The organism is Actinoplanes octamycinicus (assembly GCF_014205225.1).
Taxonomy (GTDB): domain Bacteria; phylum Actinomycetota; class Actinomycetes; order Mycobacteriales; family Micromonosporaceae; genus Actinoplanes; species Actinoplanes octamycinicus.
On sequence record NZ_JACHNB010000001.1, the window covers coordinates 6,661,030 to 6,675,316 of the forward strand.

Sequence of the window (14,287 nt, forward strand, 5' to 3'; positions counted from 1 at the left end):
GTCGTCGGCCCGGCGGTGACGGCGGAGTGGGAAGGGCCGGGCGGAGAAGGGGAGTGGTGCGGAACTTTATGATCGGCTCGTGCTGGTTTCGGAAGCTGAGGCGTTGCGGCGGGCGGGCGCCGCCCCGGAGGTCGTCGACGCCGGTGACGTCACCTACGTCAGCGGCGACGAGGCCCTGGTGATCATCGTCGCGGCGGGGGAGCGGCCGGACGGCAGCCAGCTGGCCGGGCGGGCCGATCTCACCGTGCGGCAGCCGTTCCCGGAGCCGGTCACCGACTGGCTCGGTGATCACGAACGGCCATGGTTCGGCTTCGTCCGCCTGGCGGGCGGCTGCCTCCCGCTCGGCAGACTCCGCGAGGTCCGCCGCCGCGGCAGCTGGCGGGACGACCGCGCCGAGCCGGCCGGCTCCGGCCTGTACGGCCTCGACCTGCGGCTGGAGAAGCGACTCTCGTTCCGCGACCTGGACCTGGCGCGGCCGGTGCGGGACCAGCCGGTCCCGGGCGTCGGCTGGCTGCTGGACGTCCCGCACGACCGGGTCGCCGCCCTGCGTGAGTTCCTGACCGGCTGGTACGCCGACGTCGAGGCGGAGCCGCCCGGCGAGGAGCCACCGATCGAGCTGCCCGAGCCGCTGCGGGCCTTCTACGAGCTGGCTGCCCGCAAGCCGATCCTCTACGGCACCCAGGACCAGATCCGCCGGCCCGAGGAGCTGGAGTACGACGAGGATTTCGGCGGCGTCCCGATCGCCGACGAGAGCCAGGGCTGCTGGACCCGGGTGATCAATGTCGACGCCGACGATCCGGTGGTGTACGAGGACGGCGAACCGGACGCCGAGCCGCTGAGCGGATTCCTGCTCCAGTTCGCCCTGATCGAGGCGGTCATGTCCGCGCCCTACGCGGCCCAGGCGGAGCTGACCGAGGGCGAGTGCGACCGGTTCCTGGAGCGGCTGATCCCGGTGCCGCTGGCGCCGGCGAGGTTCCCGGCCGATCCGACCCGGATCTTCGTCGCTCCCGGGATCGTCGCGATCACCTTCCCGGGCGAGGACGGGGTGGGGCTGACCGTTGGGAGCCGCCAGCGGTCGGCGCTGTGCGAGGTGCGGGAACCGGGCTTCGACTGGACCGACTTCAACGGCTGACCTCGCGGTCCGGTGTGAGCCGCGAGGGTGCGGGTATCGGAATGGTCATGGCTACCAAGACCTTGGACGCCGCCGACCGCAACGCGATGTCGGACAGCGCGTTCGCCTTCCCCCGTCTGCGCAAGGAACCACTCAACGACGCCCGGCACGTCCGCAACGCGATCGCCCGGTTCGACCAGGTCCGCGACGTCACCGACAAGGAGCGCGACGAGGCGTTCCGCCGGATCCAGCGGGCCGCCCGCAAGTTCGGCGTCGAGATGACCGAGAAGAGCTGGCGGGAGCTGGGCAAGCCGTCGACCGGCCGGAAATCGTCGGCCAAGGAGAAGTCGAAGGCCCAGCTCTACGCCGAGGCCAAGGAGCGTGGCGTGGCCGGCCGTTCGACGATGACCAAGGCGGAGCTGATCCGCGCCCTGGGGTCGCGCTAGTTGATCATCGAGCGGCATACTCTCCGGGTGCGCCGCTCGATCACCTTCGCTCTCTCCGCCGGCGTCGCCGTGGCCTGCGGGCTGGCCGCCGTCGCCCTGGTCTCGGCGGGGGAGCCCGCCCCGCCGGTGGCGGCCGCTCCCACGTCCGCCGCGCCGGCCTCGCCGGTCGGTTCGCCGGCGCGGCCCGCGCTGTGTGACGCCGAGCGGCCGCGTCCGCGGGACCCGTTCCCGTACAACCAGGACGCGGCCCGCCGCGACAGCCTGCTGCCCTTCCTCGACCTGCTGGGCAACGGCGAGACCTTCACCGGCGGCGCCGGCTATTTCGGTCCGGTGGACGCCGCCGGCCTGGCCGTCCTCTTCGAGGGCGGATGGCTCGACCCGGACGACCGGCAGAACGCCGCCCCGTCCGCGTGGGACATCTTCCAGTTCGTCTGCGATCACCCGGGGACCACAGCCCAGGGCTATGCGGTCACTCCGGACCGCGAGGACTACCGGATCTCGCTGGAGACCGTCTGGGCCCCGGAGATCGACGACGAGCTGCGCGCCGCCGCCGAGGAGTTCTGCGTGGACGCCGAGGCCGTGGAGACGTCCGACCACCTGGAATGTTTCTGGGACTGACCTCAGGGCGCCTGGCTCAGCGCCTGCCTCAGCCGGTTGACGTGCGCCTCCACCTGGGCCCGGTCGTAGCCGCGCAGCCGGACCATGAAGGTGGCCGCGGCGAGCGTGTCCCGGGCCGCCGCCCGGCTGAACTCGCTGCCCGAGTCGAGCGCCTGCTCGGCCTGCGCGATCGCCCGGTCGACCTCGCCGCGGTCGTAGCCGCGGAGCACCACCGTGAAGTCATTCGCCATGATCGAAGACTGTAGGGGAACCGGACAACTACCGGAAGAGCGCGCTCCGGTCGTACGTCAGGAATTGTCGCTGGTGAATGTGATGATTCCTGTTCCGGTCCACGGTGCATCAGCCGCCCAAGTGGGGCAGCAGTGCCACGGCCACGCCCAGAGCGACGACGGCGGCCGCGGCCAGCGCCACCACCCGCCGGGCCACCCGCTCCACCATGATCTGCTGGAGCTCGCGGCGCTCGTCCTCGTCCGGCTCGCGGATCGGCACCGCGTCCCGCTCGGCGTTCTGCAGCAGCGTCGCCATCCCGGTGAGCGCGGCCGCGGCCGCCACCCAGGCGACCGAGTCGACCACCACCAGGTCGCCGAGCCCCTTGTCGTCCACGGCAGACGAGGTCAGCAGGTTGATGCCGGTACCGGCGAGCAGTCCGGCCAGGAAGTTCAGCATGCTCGGCGACGGCGTCATCCGGGCCAGCCGGACCCACAGGTTCACCCGCGGTCCCGCTCGGCGGCCGGCGCCTGCCCGGGGTACGACAACTCGTCGTCCCACCCCGGCCCGAGCACCTCGTCACCCAGCTGTTTCAGCCCGTCCAGCACGAACGCCGGGGTCCAGTGGGACAGCTGGGCGGACAGGCTCTGGCACTGCTCCAGCCGCTGCCGGTAGTGCCGCAGCCGGGCCCGGACCGCGTCCGCCTGACCGCGGCGGTCCTGGCGCAGCGCCGCCGCCCGGCTCTGCACCAGGCCGTTCAGCGCCGCCTCGATCTCGCCGGCCGCCTGCCGCCACTGCTGCAGCGAGGGCTGCGGACGGACCCCGGGCTGGGCGCCGTGCAACCGGGTCACCGGATCGGCGGCGGCGCGCTGCCGGGGCACCTCCGGCTCCGGTACGGGGGGCTCGTCCAGCAGGGCCGCCGACTCCCGGCCCACCGCCACCCGCACCAGCGTGGCGAGCTGGGCCGCGGCGAACGGGGCCCGCAGCGCGCCCTCCGGGACGAACCGCGGGTCGGGCTGATCCTGGCGGACCCGGCGGAACTCGGCGTTCGCCCAGTGCAACAGGTTCAACACCCGGCCGTACGCGGAACGCCAGTCCTCGGCGCCGAGCAGGATCGCCTCCAGCACCAGGGCCAGGTCGATCTCCCGGTCGGTCCGGGTCCACTCGGCCGTGCGCGACCGCAGCCAGGCCAGCGCCTCACGCAGCTGCGGCGTGCGCGGATCGACACCGGCCCGGATCAGCGCGGTCACGCACATGGCGGTGGTCGCCTCGTCCCGGTTCCACGAGCCGGTCCCGCCCTTCCACCACTCGCCGTACGGCCCGCCGTCGCGCTGCGGCAGCAGCAGCCAGTCGCAGGCGCGCCGCACCACCTCGCTGTTCTCCCGGTTCAGCCCGACCTGGCAGAGGCCCAGCACCACCCGGGCGGTCACCCAGGCCACCCGGCGCGGATAGAACGAGCCGTCCAGGTCGCACGCCTGGGTGGCGCTGCCGACCAGCGCCTCGATCCGCTCCGGCGAGCGGTCCAGCGCGCTGCCCTCGAAGCCGAGCAGCACGCCCAGCATCCAGGTGCGGTGGAACCGGGTGATGTCGATCGCCTCGCCGCGCATCTCGGCGACGCCGCCGGTCCGTCCCAGCGGGTGCACCAGCTGCAGCCGGTCGGCGCGCAGGAACGTGCCGTCGATCAGGCTGTCCTCGATCGCCATGCTCTGCTGGATCTCCACGAAGTCGGTCATCTCCCGGGACTGGCCCTGGACCGGCTCGGGCAGTTCCGGGGAGCGGCCGTACGACCAGCGGTCCCGGATGTAACCGGCGACACGGGCCCACTGCCGGTGGTGCCCCAGCTCGGCCAGCGCCTCGGCGGCGAACACCGCGGCGCCGACGTTGTCGCCCCAGGTCGGGTCGGTGTCGCAGTGCGCGTCGAGGGAGCGGCCGAGCTGGAACAGCAGGTCCCAGGCGGGCGCCAGATAGTGGCTGCCCTCGCGCTCGGCGGGCCGGCGTGCCGAGCCGGGGAAGCCGAGCAGGTCCAGCCGCTCCAGCGGGGCCCGGCCCTCGCCGGCGCCGGCCAGCTTCAGGTACTCCCAGATGTACTCGCCCGGCTCCGGCGTCCCGGGGACGCCGCGCAGCGCGCCGATCAGCCGTACCGGATCCTGCGCCGCGGCCAGGTAGTAGCTGCTGCCGCGCCGGACTATCCGGCCCTCCAGGCGCAGCCGGTCCAGCACCTCACCCGGGAACCGGCGCCGGACCACCGTCTCCAGCGGCTCGATCTCGAACAGCCGCGGGCAGGCGAACCAGTACAGCGCGGTGCGGGCCTGCTCGTCGTCGGTCGGCACCTCGGCACGCGCCGGCACCTGGGCGAACGACTTGAAGGTGTCGCGCAGCCGCCCGGTGATCTCCGGCTGGCCGGTGCCCAGCACCAGGATCGGCAGCTCGAACTCGGCGCGCAGCCGCCACAGGAACTTGACGATCCGGTCGGTCGGGCCGATCCGCGCCTGCATCTGGTTGACCACCACCAGCAAGTGATGATGCTCGGTGGCGGTGAGCAGCTGCCACGCCACGGTCTCCGCCCCGGCGCCCTGGTCCCGCATGTCCAGCCACAGGGTGGCCGCGCCGTCCTGCTCGAACAGCACGGCGGTACGCGCCGCGATCCGGGTCTTCCGGGTCCCGCGCGAGCCGAGCAGCACCACATCCGGGTTCGCGGCCAGGCCGTCGCGCAGCTCGGTGATCACCGAGCCGGCCTCCCGGGGCGGCGGCCAGGCGGGATCCGGGCGCAGCGACTCGCGGATCTCCGGGAAGTCGTCCCGGGCGGTCAGCGCGCCCGGGTTGGCCAGCACGCAGGCGATCAGGGCGAGCGGACTGAGCCGGCGTTCCAGCGCGCGGTCGATGTCGGTGACGCTCAGCTGGACGGTGCGCGCCGCGGGACGGCGGGCCGAGCCGAGCGCGACGTCGAGCCGCGCCCGATCGGGGACCGGCCGGACCGTCAGCCGGATCGCCGACGGTGAACCGTTCATGTAGGACCGGTGCTCCGCCTCGATGTCGGCGCGGGCGGCGGCCAGCCGCTCGCCGGGATCGTGCGCATCGGCGAGAAGGACGTTGTTCCACATATGCGTACCCCCGGTGGCGGTCCGGACCTCAGGAGGAACGGTTGTCGGCGCGGCACATGATGCGCAGATAGTCGGTCTCGGTCAGTTCGCCGGGCACGTGTCCTTCGCTACTGTCTACCACAGTGAAGCCGTTTTCCCGGAACAGCTCCTGGATGGTCGGAGTGCCGCCGAGTTCGGTCCAGCTGATCATTTTCAGAGCGTATTCACGGGCGGCGTCGCGGAGTTCGTCGAAGTCGATTCGCAGCAGCCAATGCGAGTTCTTGGCCCGTTCGTAGAGCCGCAACAGGTACTCGGTGACCTGTTCGGACGGTCCCTCCCCGGTGGCGTACCGGTCGTGCAGCCGGACCGTGGTGATCAGGTGGCCGTCCGGCCGCAGCAGGCGGCGCCAGTTCGCGAAGACCTTCAGCGCCTCGACCGCGCGGAACCGGGTCAGGAAGGCGTCCGTGACGATCACGTCGAAGCTGCCCAGCTCGCCGGCCAGCTCGGGGCCGGCGGTCAGGAAGTCGATCTGGTGGATGCCGACCTCCACGCCCATCCGGCGGGCGTACCACCGGTTCGCCAGCAGCGGGGTCAGGCAGGTGTCGAGCACGTGGATCTCCAGCGCGCCGGGTTTCTCCTCGGCGGCCGCGGTGAGCACCTGGGCCAGCGTGGCGTAGTCGGCCGTACCGGTGATCAGCACCCGGGCCCGGCCGAGCCCGTGCAGCGCCTCGCGCAGCGACCGGGCGTAGAAGTCCGCGTGCCAGTTCGGGCTGCTGACCATGTTGAACAGCCGCAGGTACTGCCAGGCGCCGTGGTACCAGGCGCAGCTCACCCGGTCGACGTAATGCCCGGTGCAGGAGAACTGGGCGAGCGCGTGCAGCATGTCGGCCGAGTCGAGCAGCGGCTCGGCCACCCGGGGCGGATGGTGCGCGCGCCGGGAACCCAGCGGCCAGACCGTCTCCCAGCGCTGCCGGGCGGTCCGGACGTCCTCGTCGCGGGCGCTGACCACCCAGGTCGGCGTGCCGCTGTCGCCGTGCTCCTGATAGACCACCACCTGGTCGTCCACCAGCCAGACGTTGGTCATCGGCACCCGGGACTCGGCGGTGTCCGCGCGGTAGAGACCGTCCAGGTAGACCGGGTGCGCGGTGATGCCGCAGTCGTCGTCCCGGCGCACCTCGTCCTCGACCGTGCGGGGGCTCGGGGTGCCGTACGGCACCAGGTAGAGCCGGCGTACGTCGTGCCCCGCCGACGCGTGCCGCCGCCAGGCGTGCCGGGCGAACTCCTCCTCGTACTGCCGGCGGCCGGTGTACGGCACGATCTGGTCGATGGTGGCGCCGGAACGGGCCACCGACCGGATCAGCTCGTCGGTGGCGGCCAGCGGCAGCCGGATCACCTGCGGGTCGGTGCCGGAGACGGCGAGGTTGTGGGCGATCAGGGCGGACCGGGCAGCGTCGAGAAGCCGATTCACGTCCTGGTCACCGCTCGCTTCGTGGTCGCTGGTCCGAGGGCCGTCGCTCTGCTCGTCGTCACCGCGGGCGCTTCTGGGTCACGGTTCGTCACCGCGGGCGCTTCTTGGTCACGGTCAGCACCAGGTGCTCGCCGGAGGGCGACGAGGTGACCGCGCCGACCGTCCCGCCGGCCGCCTCCACCAGCGCCTCCGCCTCGTCGGCGGCGAACCGCCGGGAGACGAAGCAGCGCACCCGGTGCCCGGCCGGCAGATCCTGGTCGGCGACCGTCCGCGGCTCCCGCAGCACCGCCGTCCCGACGACCGCGCCGCTCACCTCGTCCCAGGTCATCTCCAGCCGCCAGGCGTCCACGCCCAGCGACCGCAGCGGCTCCAGCGCGGCGTCGTGGAACACCTCGGTCTCATAGGGCGCGACCAGCTCGGCGGCCGTGCCGGCGCGCAAGGTGACCCCGAGGAACAGCACATCGGACGGGAGAATGCTGTCCAGGATGTCGCGCAGCGCCCCGGCCGGATCGGCCAGATTACCGATCGTGTTGCCCAGGAAGAGAACCGGAAGGGGCCCGCGTGGCTGCCCCCAATTCCGCAGGAAATCCGTCGGGCCGGCCTCGACATCCCATATCTCGCCGGTGAACGACAAATCGTCCCGATGATTCGCGAAATTGTGCCGGGCGACCCCGAGCAATGTCTCGCTGAAATCGAGGGCGAGGAACTCGCGGGGCGCGGTCACGGCGTCGCGGGCCAGCTCCAGCAGGCCGAGGGAACTCAGCCCGTTTCCCGGGCCGATCTCCGCGATCCGGCTGAGGTCCTCCAGCCCGGCCTTGCGCAGCGCGTCCCGCACGTAACCGACTGCGCCGGTCACCGACTGGTAGCCGGCGCCGCGGGCGAGCACGTCGTGGGTGAAGGCGGCGCTGCCCGCGTACGCGAACTTGAGCGGCAGATCGCCGGTGAGGAGCCCGTGAACCACCAGGTCGCGGTGATCTCGGCGTTCGAAGAACGATGACTCTTTGGTCGCTTCGAGGTCACTGTCGTTCGCCTGCGCACTCTGCCGGGAGTGGGCTTTCAACGGCTCCATGAGTAGTCCATCTTTGGCATTTTCGGCTGGAAGTCAAGCATAGCCGTCCGACGGAAACCACGTCGCTGAAACGATCGTGTCGGATATCGGTGGCAATTGCCGACGGTGGAGCGGGTTCGGAGTTCAGTGTGGTCACGGTGTGGTGGGGTGATCATGCGCCTGGTTCGGCCGGGCCGGGGAGTGGCAACTGGAGGGTCATGAAGCGTTCGCTGGTTCTGGTGCACGCCGCCCCGTTGACGCGCCTCGGGGTGTGGTGGCGGCTCCGCGCCCTCTTCGGCCTGTCGTCGACGTTTGCGGTCTTCGGCCCGCCGTCGGCGTTTGCGGTCCTCGGCCCGTCGTCGGCGTTTGCGGTCCTCGGCCCGTCGCCGGCCTCAATGCCCTGACGCGTCCCACACTCACGGGAGCTTGTCGTCCGGCACCACCGGGACCGCGTCGTCCGGCACCGGTCCCGGCCGCCCCGCCCGCCGCCGTCGCCAGCCGGAGATCAGCAACGTGACCAGCCACGGAACCAGCATCCAGGCGAGCCCGCAGAGCGAACTACCGACCACGTCGGACCAGAAGTACCGGTCATCGATGCCCCGCCACGAGGCGATCACCAGGGACGCGACGAACCAGGTCATCAACAGAACCGAGACAACCACGCCGACGATCCGCGTCCGAGCCGTGCGTGCGCCACCGCTGAGAGCACCGAGCCCGATCATCACGAACGGCATCACGAAGATCCAAAGAGCGAGAATCAAATACATGTAGGTCGCGCCGACGTCCGCGTCCGCCATGATCAGGGCGTAGGTGTCCACCGCCGTCACTCTTCCAACACTCCGCAAGCCCCTCGCCGCCAAGGAACGTCAAGCGTGCTCGGCCGTCACGCCGCGAGCGTCTCGCCGCGAGGAACGTCGTGCGTGGTCGGCCGTCACGCCGCGAGGGTCTGGCCGCGAGGAACCTCAAGCGTGGTCGGCCGTCACGCCGAAAGGGTCTCGCCGCGAGGAACGTCGTGCGTGGTCGGCCGTCACGCCGCGAGGGTCTGGCCGCGAGGAACCTCAAGCGTGATCGGCCTTCACGCCGAAAGGGTCTCGCCGCGAGGAACGTCGAGCGTGCTCGGCCGTCACGCTGCGAGCGTCTGGCCGCGAGGAACGTCAAGCACGATCGCGGCCACCATGCCGCGAGCGCCTCGCCGGGAAAATGTCGAGCGCGACCGGCCGCCCTGCGGCAGACTTCCCGGCATGATCGCCGAGGTGCGCAGTGTCGCCGACCTGGCCGCCCGCACCGCGGCCGGTCACCGAGTCAAGTATGTCCACTTCTGGGGCCACACCCCGTCCCGCGACGGCAGTGTCAGCGCGAGCTGCCTGAGCCAGTGGTCGCCGGAGGGCTTCACCGTAGACGGCATCCGGTTCGCCACCGCCGAGCACTACATGATGTGGCGCAAAGCCACCCTTTTCGGCGACACCGCCTCCGCCGACCGCATCCTGGCCGCCGGCCACCCTCGCCAGGCGAAGACCCTCGGCGGCCGTGTCACCCCGTTCGACCAGGAGACCTGGAACGACCACCGGTTCCCCATCGTCGTCGCCGGCAACCTGGCCAAGTTCGAACAGAACCCCGATCTACGTACGTTCCTGCTCGGCACCGGCACCCGAGTCCTGGTCGAAGCCAGCCCGATGGACCGCGTCTGGGGCATCGGCCTGACCCGCGACGACCCCCGAGCCGAAGATCCGTCCCGCTGGCGCGGCCTGAACCTCCTCGGCTTCGCCCTCATGGAAGTCCGCGCCCAGCTAAGGGCCTGACCACCTCCTGCTCGCACGCACAATCCGCCGTTCTCAATTGATTGCATCCGCCGCCCGCGTGTCGCAGCCTCTCGGTCGCGCGCGGTAATCCGGTGGCGGCTGGGGCGCGCCGGCGGAAGACTGCGGGCGATGGGAGCCCTGGATGCGCACGCGACGCGGGTGGCCGGGGGAGCGGTGATCCGCTTCCGGCCCACCGGTTCGTCGATGGTGCCGCTGATCCGCAGCCGTCAGCTGGTCACCGTGGCCCCGGTCGATCCCGCCAAGCTCGAGGTCGGCGACATCGTGCTGGCCCGAGTCGCCGGCACGACTTACCTGCACCTGGTCTCCGCACTCGACCAGTCCGCCGGACGAGTCCAGATCAGCAACAACCGCGGCCGGGTGAACGGCTGGACCAGCCACGCTCGCGTCTTCGGCATCTGCACCGAGGTCGACGGCGTTCCCCGCCCGCGAGCCGCGGCAAAGGTGAAACCCATGCCCTGAACCGTGTCCGCGCTGCTCGCCGACGGCCGGATCAGCCCTCCTAACCGTGCCGATCATGAGCCCCTCACTGATCTTTCTCACCACCCTTCAGCCTGGATATCGTCAGCGCCACCGCGGCCTTGGCGTACTCCAGCAACGCCACCAGCTACCGCCGGATCGGTCCTGCCGGTCGAATGATGCCGCTGCGGTATTCATCCGGCTCAGCGATGGATAGAAGGGCTGCGTAGCACTCTGGCTCTTCAGAGCGCTCGCTCGATGACATGCCCCGGCCTCTGGCGGAACCGGGTCGCCGGACCGATCGCCGTCGTCACCGCATCCCCGGCTCCGGTGCCGCAGACCAGGCGGCATGCCTACAACGCCATGCTCGGGCGCACCGTGGCGGCAAGTGTCTCGCCCCAAACGCGGGCCCGGTCCTCCTCTCCGGCCACCAGCGGGCCCTGCGCCGACTCGACCCGGAAGCTCTCCACCTCGAGAACCTGCCGGCCGCCGAGCCCGCGCAACCTGCGGATCGCCTTGCGGCCGGCGGAACCGGCTGGCAGCGGAGTGTTCGACCGGGTGTCGAAGGCCGCCACGGCCAGACCGGCCAACCGCGGCGCCCGGTCGAGGAACTCGCGGATCCCGGCCGCCTGCGCGCCCGGCCGGACGGTGCCCTGCCGGGCGGCGTCGGCGCGGGTGGCCGGGCGGCTCATCCCGAACGCGTGCGTCGGGCCGCCGAGCACCAGCAGGTCGACGCCGTCGAGCGAGGGCGAGTCTCGGACGTCGGCCAGGGTGACGTCACAGGCCTGCGCGAGGCCGGCGGCGACGGACCGGGCGACGGCCGCGCTGTTGCCGAACATCGACTCGTAGATGACAAGGGCGCGCATCACGGCCTCCGGAAGTGATCAGGATCGGGTGTTCCGCCTCGAATCCTGGCCCTGGCGGGGTCCGCCCGACAGGGTCGCCGTGTCCCGAATGTTCGTGACAGATGTCCCTGTCGGCCGGGACACCGGCGGAGCCACAGTGGAGGCGTTCCCGCTGATGCGAGCCGAGGGAGGGATCCCGGTGAGGGCCTGGACCGTGAGTGATGTGATGACTAAGGCGGTCGTGTCCGTGGAGGAGACCGCCTCTTACCGGGACGTGGTCGACCTGTTGATCGAGCGGCGATGCAGCGCCGTGCCGGTGGTCGACCGCGGGCACCGGGTGATCGGGGTGATCTCCGAGACCGACCTGCTCCGCAAGATCGAATATGCCGGCGACGAGGAGCCGAGAGTTTTCGAGCGGCGCAGCCGGCGAGGTGAGCGGGCCAAGGCGTCGGCCCTGACCGCAGCCGGTCTGATGAGCGGGCCACCGGTGGTGGCGTTGCCGGGCACCTCGGTCGCGGCGGCCGCCCGCCGGATGGACGCCGAGCACGTGAAGCGATTGCCGGTGGTCGACGACCTGGGCCGGCTGGTGGGCATCGTGTCCCGCGGTGACCTGCTGAAGACCTATCTGCGGCCGGACGACGAGATCCAGGCCGACGTGGAGAGCGGCGTCCTCCGCCCGTTCCTGGTCGACGACACCGCCAGCGTGCTGGTCTCGGTCAAGGATGGGGTGGTGACCCTGGCCGGGCGGGTCGGGCGGTATTCGTCGGCGGAGCTGGTGGAGCGACTGGCCCGGCAGGTCGCCGGGGTGGTCGCGGTCTCCTCCGGGCTGACCTACGACGTCGACGATCGGGAGCCGGTCGCGCCGGTGCCGTTCTTCTGAGTCTTCTATAGTGGCCGCCGTGCATGATCAACTGCGGCGGTTCACGGCGGGAACCGTGTTGCTGGCCGGCGTGCTGACGCTGGCCGGCTGCACCTCGGGCACGACGACCTCAGATCAGGCCGGGCAGCCGGCGCCGATGGTGAGTTCGGCGCTGCCGGCCGACCCGGCGGCGGCTCTCGCGCAGGCGGCGACCCGGCTCGGCACCGAGAGTGCCCGGTTCACGATGATCTTCGGGAAGGGGGAGAAGTCCGAGCAGAAGACGTCCGGGACGGTCGACTCGGCCACCGGTGACTGGGAGCTGATCGGCAGCGCGTATGTGGTCCGCCGGATCGGGGACGACCTCTACGTGAAGCTGACCGCGGAGCCCGAGCTCAGCAACTACGCCGGGCAGTATGCCGACGACCTCGGCAAATGGGTGCACCAGGCGGCGCCTGCCGAGGGCGGGTCGGCGCTGGCGCTCGGCAAGGACTTCCCGTGGACACCGGCCCGGGCCGCGTCCGGGATGATCGCTCCGGCCCGGACCGCCGACCGGATCTACCAGGGCACGGTGAGTGCGGAGGCGCAGGCAGCGGACCCAGCGACATCGGGCGGTCCGGCTGCGGCGGGGAGTCCGGCGCCATCAGCGGAGCCGGCGGGGTCCGCCGGTCCGGCTGCGGCGGGGACTCCGGGGGCATCAGCGGAGCCGGCGAGATCCGCGGGTCCTGCTACGGCGGGGAGTCCGGCGGCATCAGCGGAGCCGGCGGGGTCCGCGGGCCCTGCTACGGCGGGGAGTCCGGCGCCATCAGGCAGTCCGGGTGCGGCAGCGGAGTCGATGAAGGCGGCGGAGCCGGTCTGCACCGCGGAGCTGGACATCGCCGGTCGATTCAGCCGGATCAGCACGGCGGCGGATGCGAAGGCGCCTTCGATGGTGCTGACCTTCACGGACTACGGCGTACCGGTCCAGATCGCCACTCCGCCCGCGGACCAGATCGTCGAGGACCACCTGTTCACTTTCGCCCACCTGAGCGCGATCTTCGCCTGAGGGGCCGCACGGCGAACGGCCCCGCCGCTCCTGGGGAGTGGCGGGGCCGGGGGTCGCGATCAGTAACCGAACTCCTGGGTGTAGTACGGCGCGCCGTTGGCCGCGTAGACGGCGCCGACGCCGACGGTCTTCGACTTGCAGTTGAGGATGTTGGCGCGGTGGCCCGGGCTGCGCATCCACGCGCCGACCACCTCGTCGGCGCTGCGGTAGCCCCAGGCGATGTTCTCGGCGGACGGGCGGGCGTAACCGGCGGCCTTCGAGCGGACCACGAAGTTCGAGCCGCCACGGCCGGTGTGCGAGAACTGGCCGGTCTGACCCATCCACGCCGAGTGGCCGCGAGCCGCGTCGGTCAGCTGGGCGTTCTCGGTCAGCGCGGCGCAACCGTGCTGGGTGCGCTGCACGTTGGTGAGCCGGACGATGTCGGCCTGCAGGGTCTGCTCGGCGGCCTTGGCCTTGGCCTTCACCGGCGCGGCCTCAGCCGGGGACGCGGTCATCATGACGCCGGCCGCGGCCGGGACGATGAGGGCGGCCAGGGCGAAACGGCGGAGGAGAGAGCGCAAGGAAGACCCTTTCGAAGAACGGCGCCTGGCTTGCCGCCAGGTTCACCGTTCTCTTCGTCGCCCGCCCCGCTCCGGTGATCGCAGACCGGTGGCCCTCCGGTCGCCGTTCGGTTGCCGGCCACCCCCGCGCTCCCGCGCCACGACGAGCCGCGCTCCCGCGCCACGACGAGCCGCGCTCTCGCGCCGCGACGCTCGGTGCTTGCGGATCACGACCAACCGTGCGGTTCGCGCCACGAGGCCCGGTGCTTTCGCGCCACGACGGCCACCTCGCCGGGCCAAGCCGTCACAGCCATCCGGAGATAGTGGGGAGCGCGACGGGACCGCCGCGGCGAGCGCTTCGGCGTACCGAAAATGGGGGAAGCGCGAGCCGGAGCGTGCCGGGGGCGCGTGGCGGGCCTGGAGCGGGGTGGGCCGTGTGGTGGTGGTGGGGCGCGGCCGGGGGTGTGTGGCAGGCCTGGAGCGGGGTGGGCCGTGTGGTGGTGGCGGGGCGCGGCCGGGGGTGCGTGGCGGGCCTGGAGCGGGGTCGGTCGTGTGGTGGTGGTGGTGGTGGGGCGCGGCCGGGGGTGCGTGGCGGGCCTGGAACGGGGTCGGTCGTGTGGTGGTGGTGGTGGGGCGCGGCCGGGGGCGTGCGGCGGGCCTGGAACGGGGCGGGCCGTGCGGTGGTGGCGGGGCGCGGCCGGGGGCGTGCGGCGGGCCTGGAACGGGGCAGGCCGTGCGGTAGTGGCGG

Annotated in this window: 16 protein-coding genes; 8 read left to right on the plus strand and 8 right to left on the minus strand. The window is 71.9% G+C overall.

The genetic code is table 11. The features are described from left to right. Window positions 1–79 precede the first annotated feature (79 nt). From BJY16_RS29660 to BJY16_RS29670, 3 genes are read left to right on the plus strand one after another with little or no spacing between them, the layout of a single operon-like run. Window positions 80–1,132, plus strand: coding sequence for a hypothetical protein (locus BJY16_RS29660; RefSeq protein ID WP_185042837.1), 1,053 nt, complete (start codon window positions 80–82; stop codon window positions 1,130–1,132). Between the two features lie 47 nt (window positions 1,133–1,179). Continuing rightward, a complete protein-coding gene (locus BJY16_RS29665; RefSeq protein WP_185042838.1) occupies window positions 1,180–1,557 on the plus strand; it encodes a DUF6582 domain-containing protein in 378 nt (125 codons plus the stop codon). 27 nt (window positions 1,558–1,584) lie between these two features. Then, window positions 1,585–2,175 carry a hypothetical protein gene (locus tag BJY16_RS29670; RefSeq protein WP_185042839.1) on the plus strand — a complete coding sequence of 197 codons (591 nt, stop codon included), beginning with the start codon at window positions 1,585–1,587 and terminating at the stop codon, window positions 2,173–2,175. A 2-nt stretch (window positions 2,176–2,177) separates the two neighbouring features. Here the strand turns inward: BJY16_RS29670 and BJY16_RS29675 are convergent, their stop codons facing one another. The 5 genes from BJY16_RS29675 to BJY16_RS29695 all read right to left on the minus strand — a co-directional run bounded on the left by BJY16_RS29675 (window position 2,178) and on the right by BJY16_RS29695 (window position 7,999). Further along, on the minus strand, window positions 2,178–2,405 hold the full coding sequence (locus BJY16_RS29675; protein WP_185042840.1) for a DivIVA domain-containing protein: 228 nt from the start codon (window positions 2,403–2,405) through the stop codon (window positions 2,178–2,180). Between the two features lie 109 nt (window positions 2,406–2,514). Further along, on the minus strand, window positions 2,515–2,886 hold the full coding sequence (locus tag BJY16_RS29680; protein ID WP_185042841.1) for a hypothetical protein: 372 nt from the start codon (window positions 2,884–2,886) through the stop codon (window positions 2,515–2,517). Next, on the minus strand, window positions 2,883–5,483 hold the full coding sequence (locus tag BJY16_RS29685) for a hypothetical protein (protein ID WP_185042842.1): 2,601 nt from the start codon (window positions 5,481–5,483) through the stop codon (window positions 2,883–2,885). Before BJY16_RS29685 ends, BJY16_RS29680 begins: the two co-directional genes overlap by 4 nt. 28 nt (window positions 5,484–5,511) lie before the next feature. Beyond that, window positions 5,512–6,930, minus strand: a complete 1,419-nt coding sequence (locus tag BJY16_RS29690) for a class I SAM-dependent methyltransferase (protein WP_185042843.1) — start codon at window positions 6,928–6,930, stop codon at window positions 5,512–5,514. Between the two features lie 88 nt (window positions 6,931–7,018). Next, complete coding sequence (locus BJY16_RS29695; protein WP_185042844.1) at window positions 7,019–7,999, minus strand: L-histidine N(alpha)-methyltransferase; 981 nt, start codon at window positions 7,997–7,999, stop codon at window positions 7,019–7,021. A gap of 197 nt (window positions 8,000–8,196) precedes the next feature. On the opposite strand from BJY16_RS29695, the gene BJY16_RS29700 reads away from it, so the two are divergent. Next, complete coding sequence (locus BJY16_RS29700) at window positions 8,197–8,382, plus strand: hypothetical protein (RefSeq protein WP_185042845.1); 186 nt, start codon at window positions 8,197–8,199, stop codon at window positions 8,380–8,382. 12 nt (window positions 8,383–8,394) lie between these two features. On the opposite strand, the gene BJY16_RS29705 is transcribed toward BJY16_RS29700, so the two are convergent. Then, entirely contained in the window at window positions 8,395–8,805 is a 411-nt protein-coding gene (locus tag BJY16_RS29705; protein WP_185042846.1) for a hypothetical protein, read from the minus strand. Window positions 8,806–9,219: 414 nt separating this feature from the next. On the opposite strand from BJY16_RS29705, the gene ybiA reads away from it, so the two are divergent. Then, window positions 9,220–9,777, plus strand: a complete 558-nt coding sequence (gene ybiA / locus BJY16_RS29710) for a riboflavin biosynthesis intermediates N-glycosidase (protein WP_185042847.1) — start codon at window positions 9,220–9,222, stop codon at window positions 9,775–9,777. Between the two features lie 129 nt (window positions 9,778–9,906). Continuing rightward, a complete protein-coding gene (locus BJY16_RS29715; protein WP_185042848.1) occupies window positions 9,907–10,257 on the plus strand; it encodes a S26 family signal peptidase in 351 nt (116 codons plus the stop codon). A gap of 350 nt (window positions 10,258–10,607) precedes the next feature. On the opposite strand, the gene BJY16_RS29720 is transcribed toward BJY16_RS29715, so the two are convergent. Further along, window positions 10,608–11,120, minus strand: coding sequence for a flavodoxin family protein (locus BJY16_RS29720; RefSeq protein ID WP_185042849.1), 513 nt, complete (start codon window positions 11,118–11,120; stop codon window positions 10,608–10,610). A 205-nt stretch (window positions 11,121–11,325) separates the two neighbouring features. Between BJY16_RS29720 and BJY16_RS29725 the strand changes: the two genes are divergently transcribed. Continuing rightward, window positions 11,326–11,979, plus strand: a complete 654-nt coding sequence (locus BJY16_RS29725) for a CBS domain-containing protein (RefSeq protein WP_239177724.1) — start codon at window positions 11,326–11,328, stop codon at window positions 11,977–11,979. Window positions 11,980–11,998: 19 nt separating this feature from the next. Then, a complete protein-coding gene (locus tag BJY16_RS29730; RefSeq protein WP_185042851.1) occupies window positions 11,999–13,000 on the plus strand; it encodes a hypothetical protein in 1,002 nt (333 codons plus the stop codon). Between the two features lie 59 nt (window positions 13,001–13,059). On the opposite strand, the gene BJY16_RS29735 is transcribed toward BJY16_RS29730, so the two are convergent. Next, window positions 13,060–13,560, minus strand: coding sequence for a CAP domain-containing protein (locus BJY16_RS29735; protein ID WP_185042852.1), 501 nt, complete (start codon window positions 13,558–13,560; stop codon window positions 13,060–13,062). Window positions 13,561–14,287: the final 727 nt, after the last annotated feature.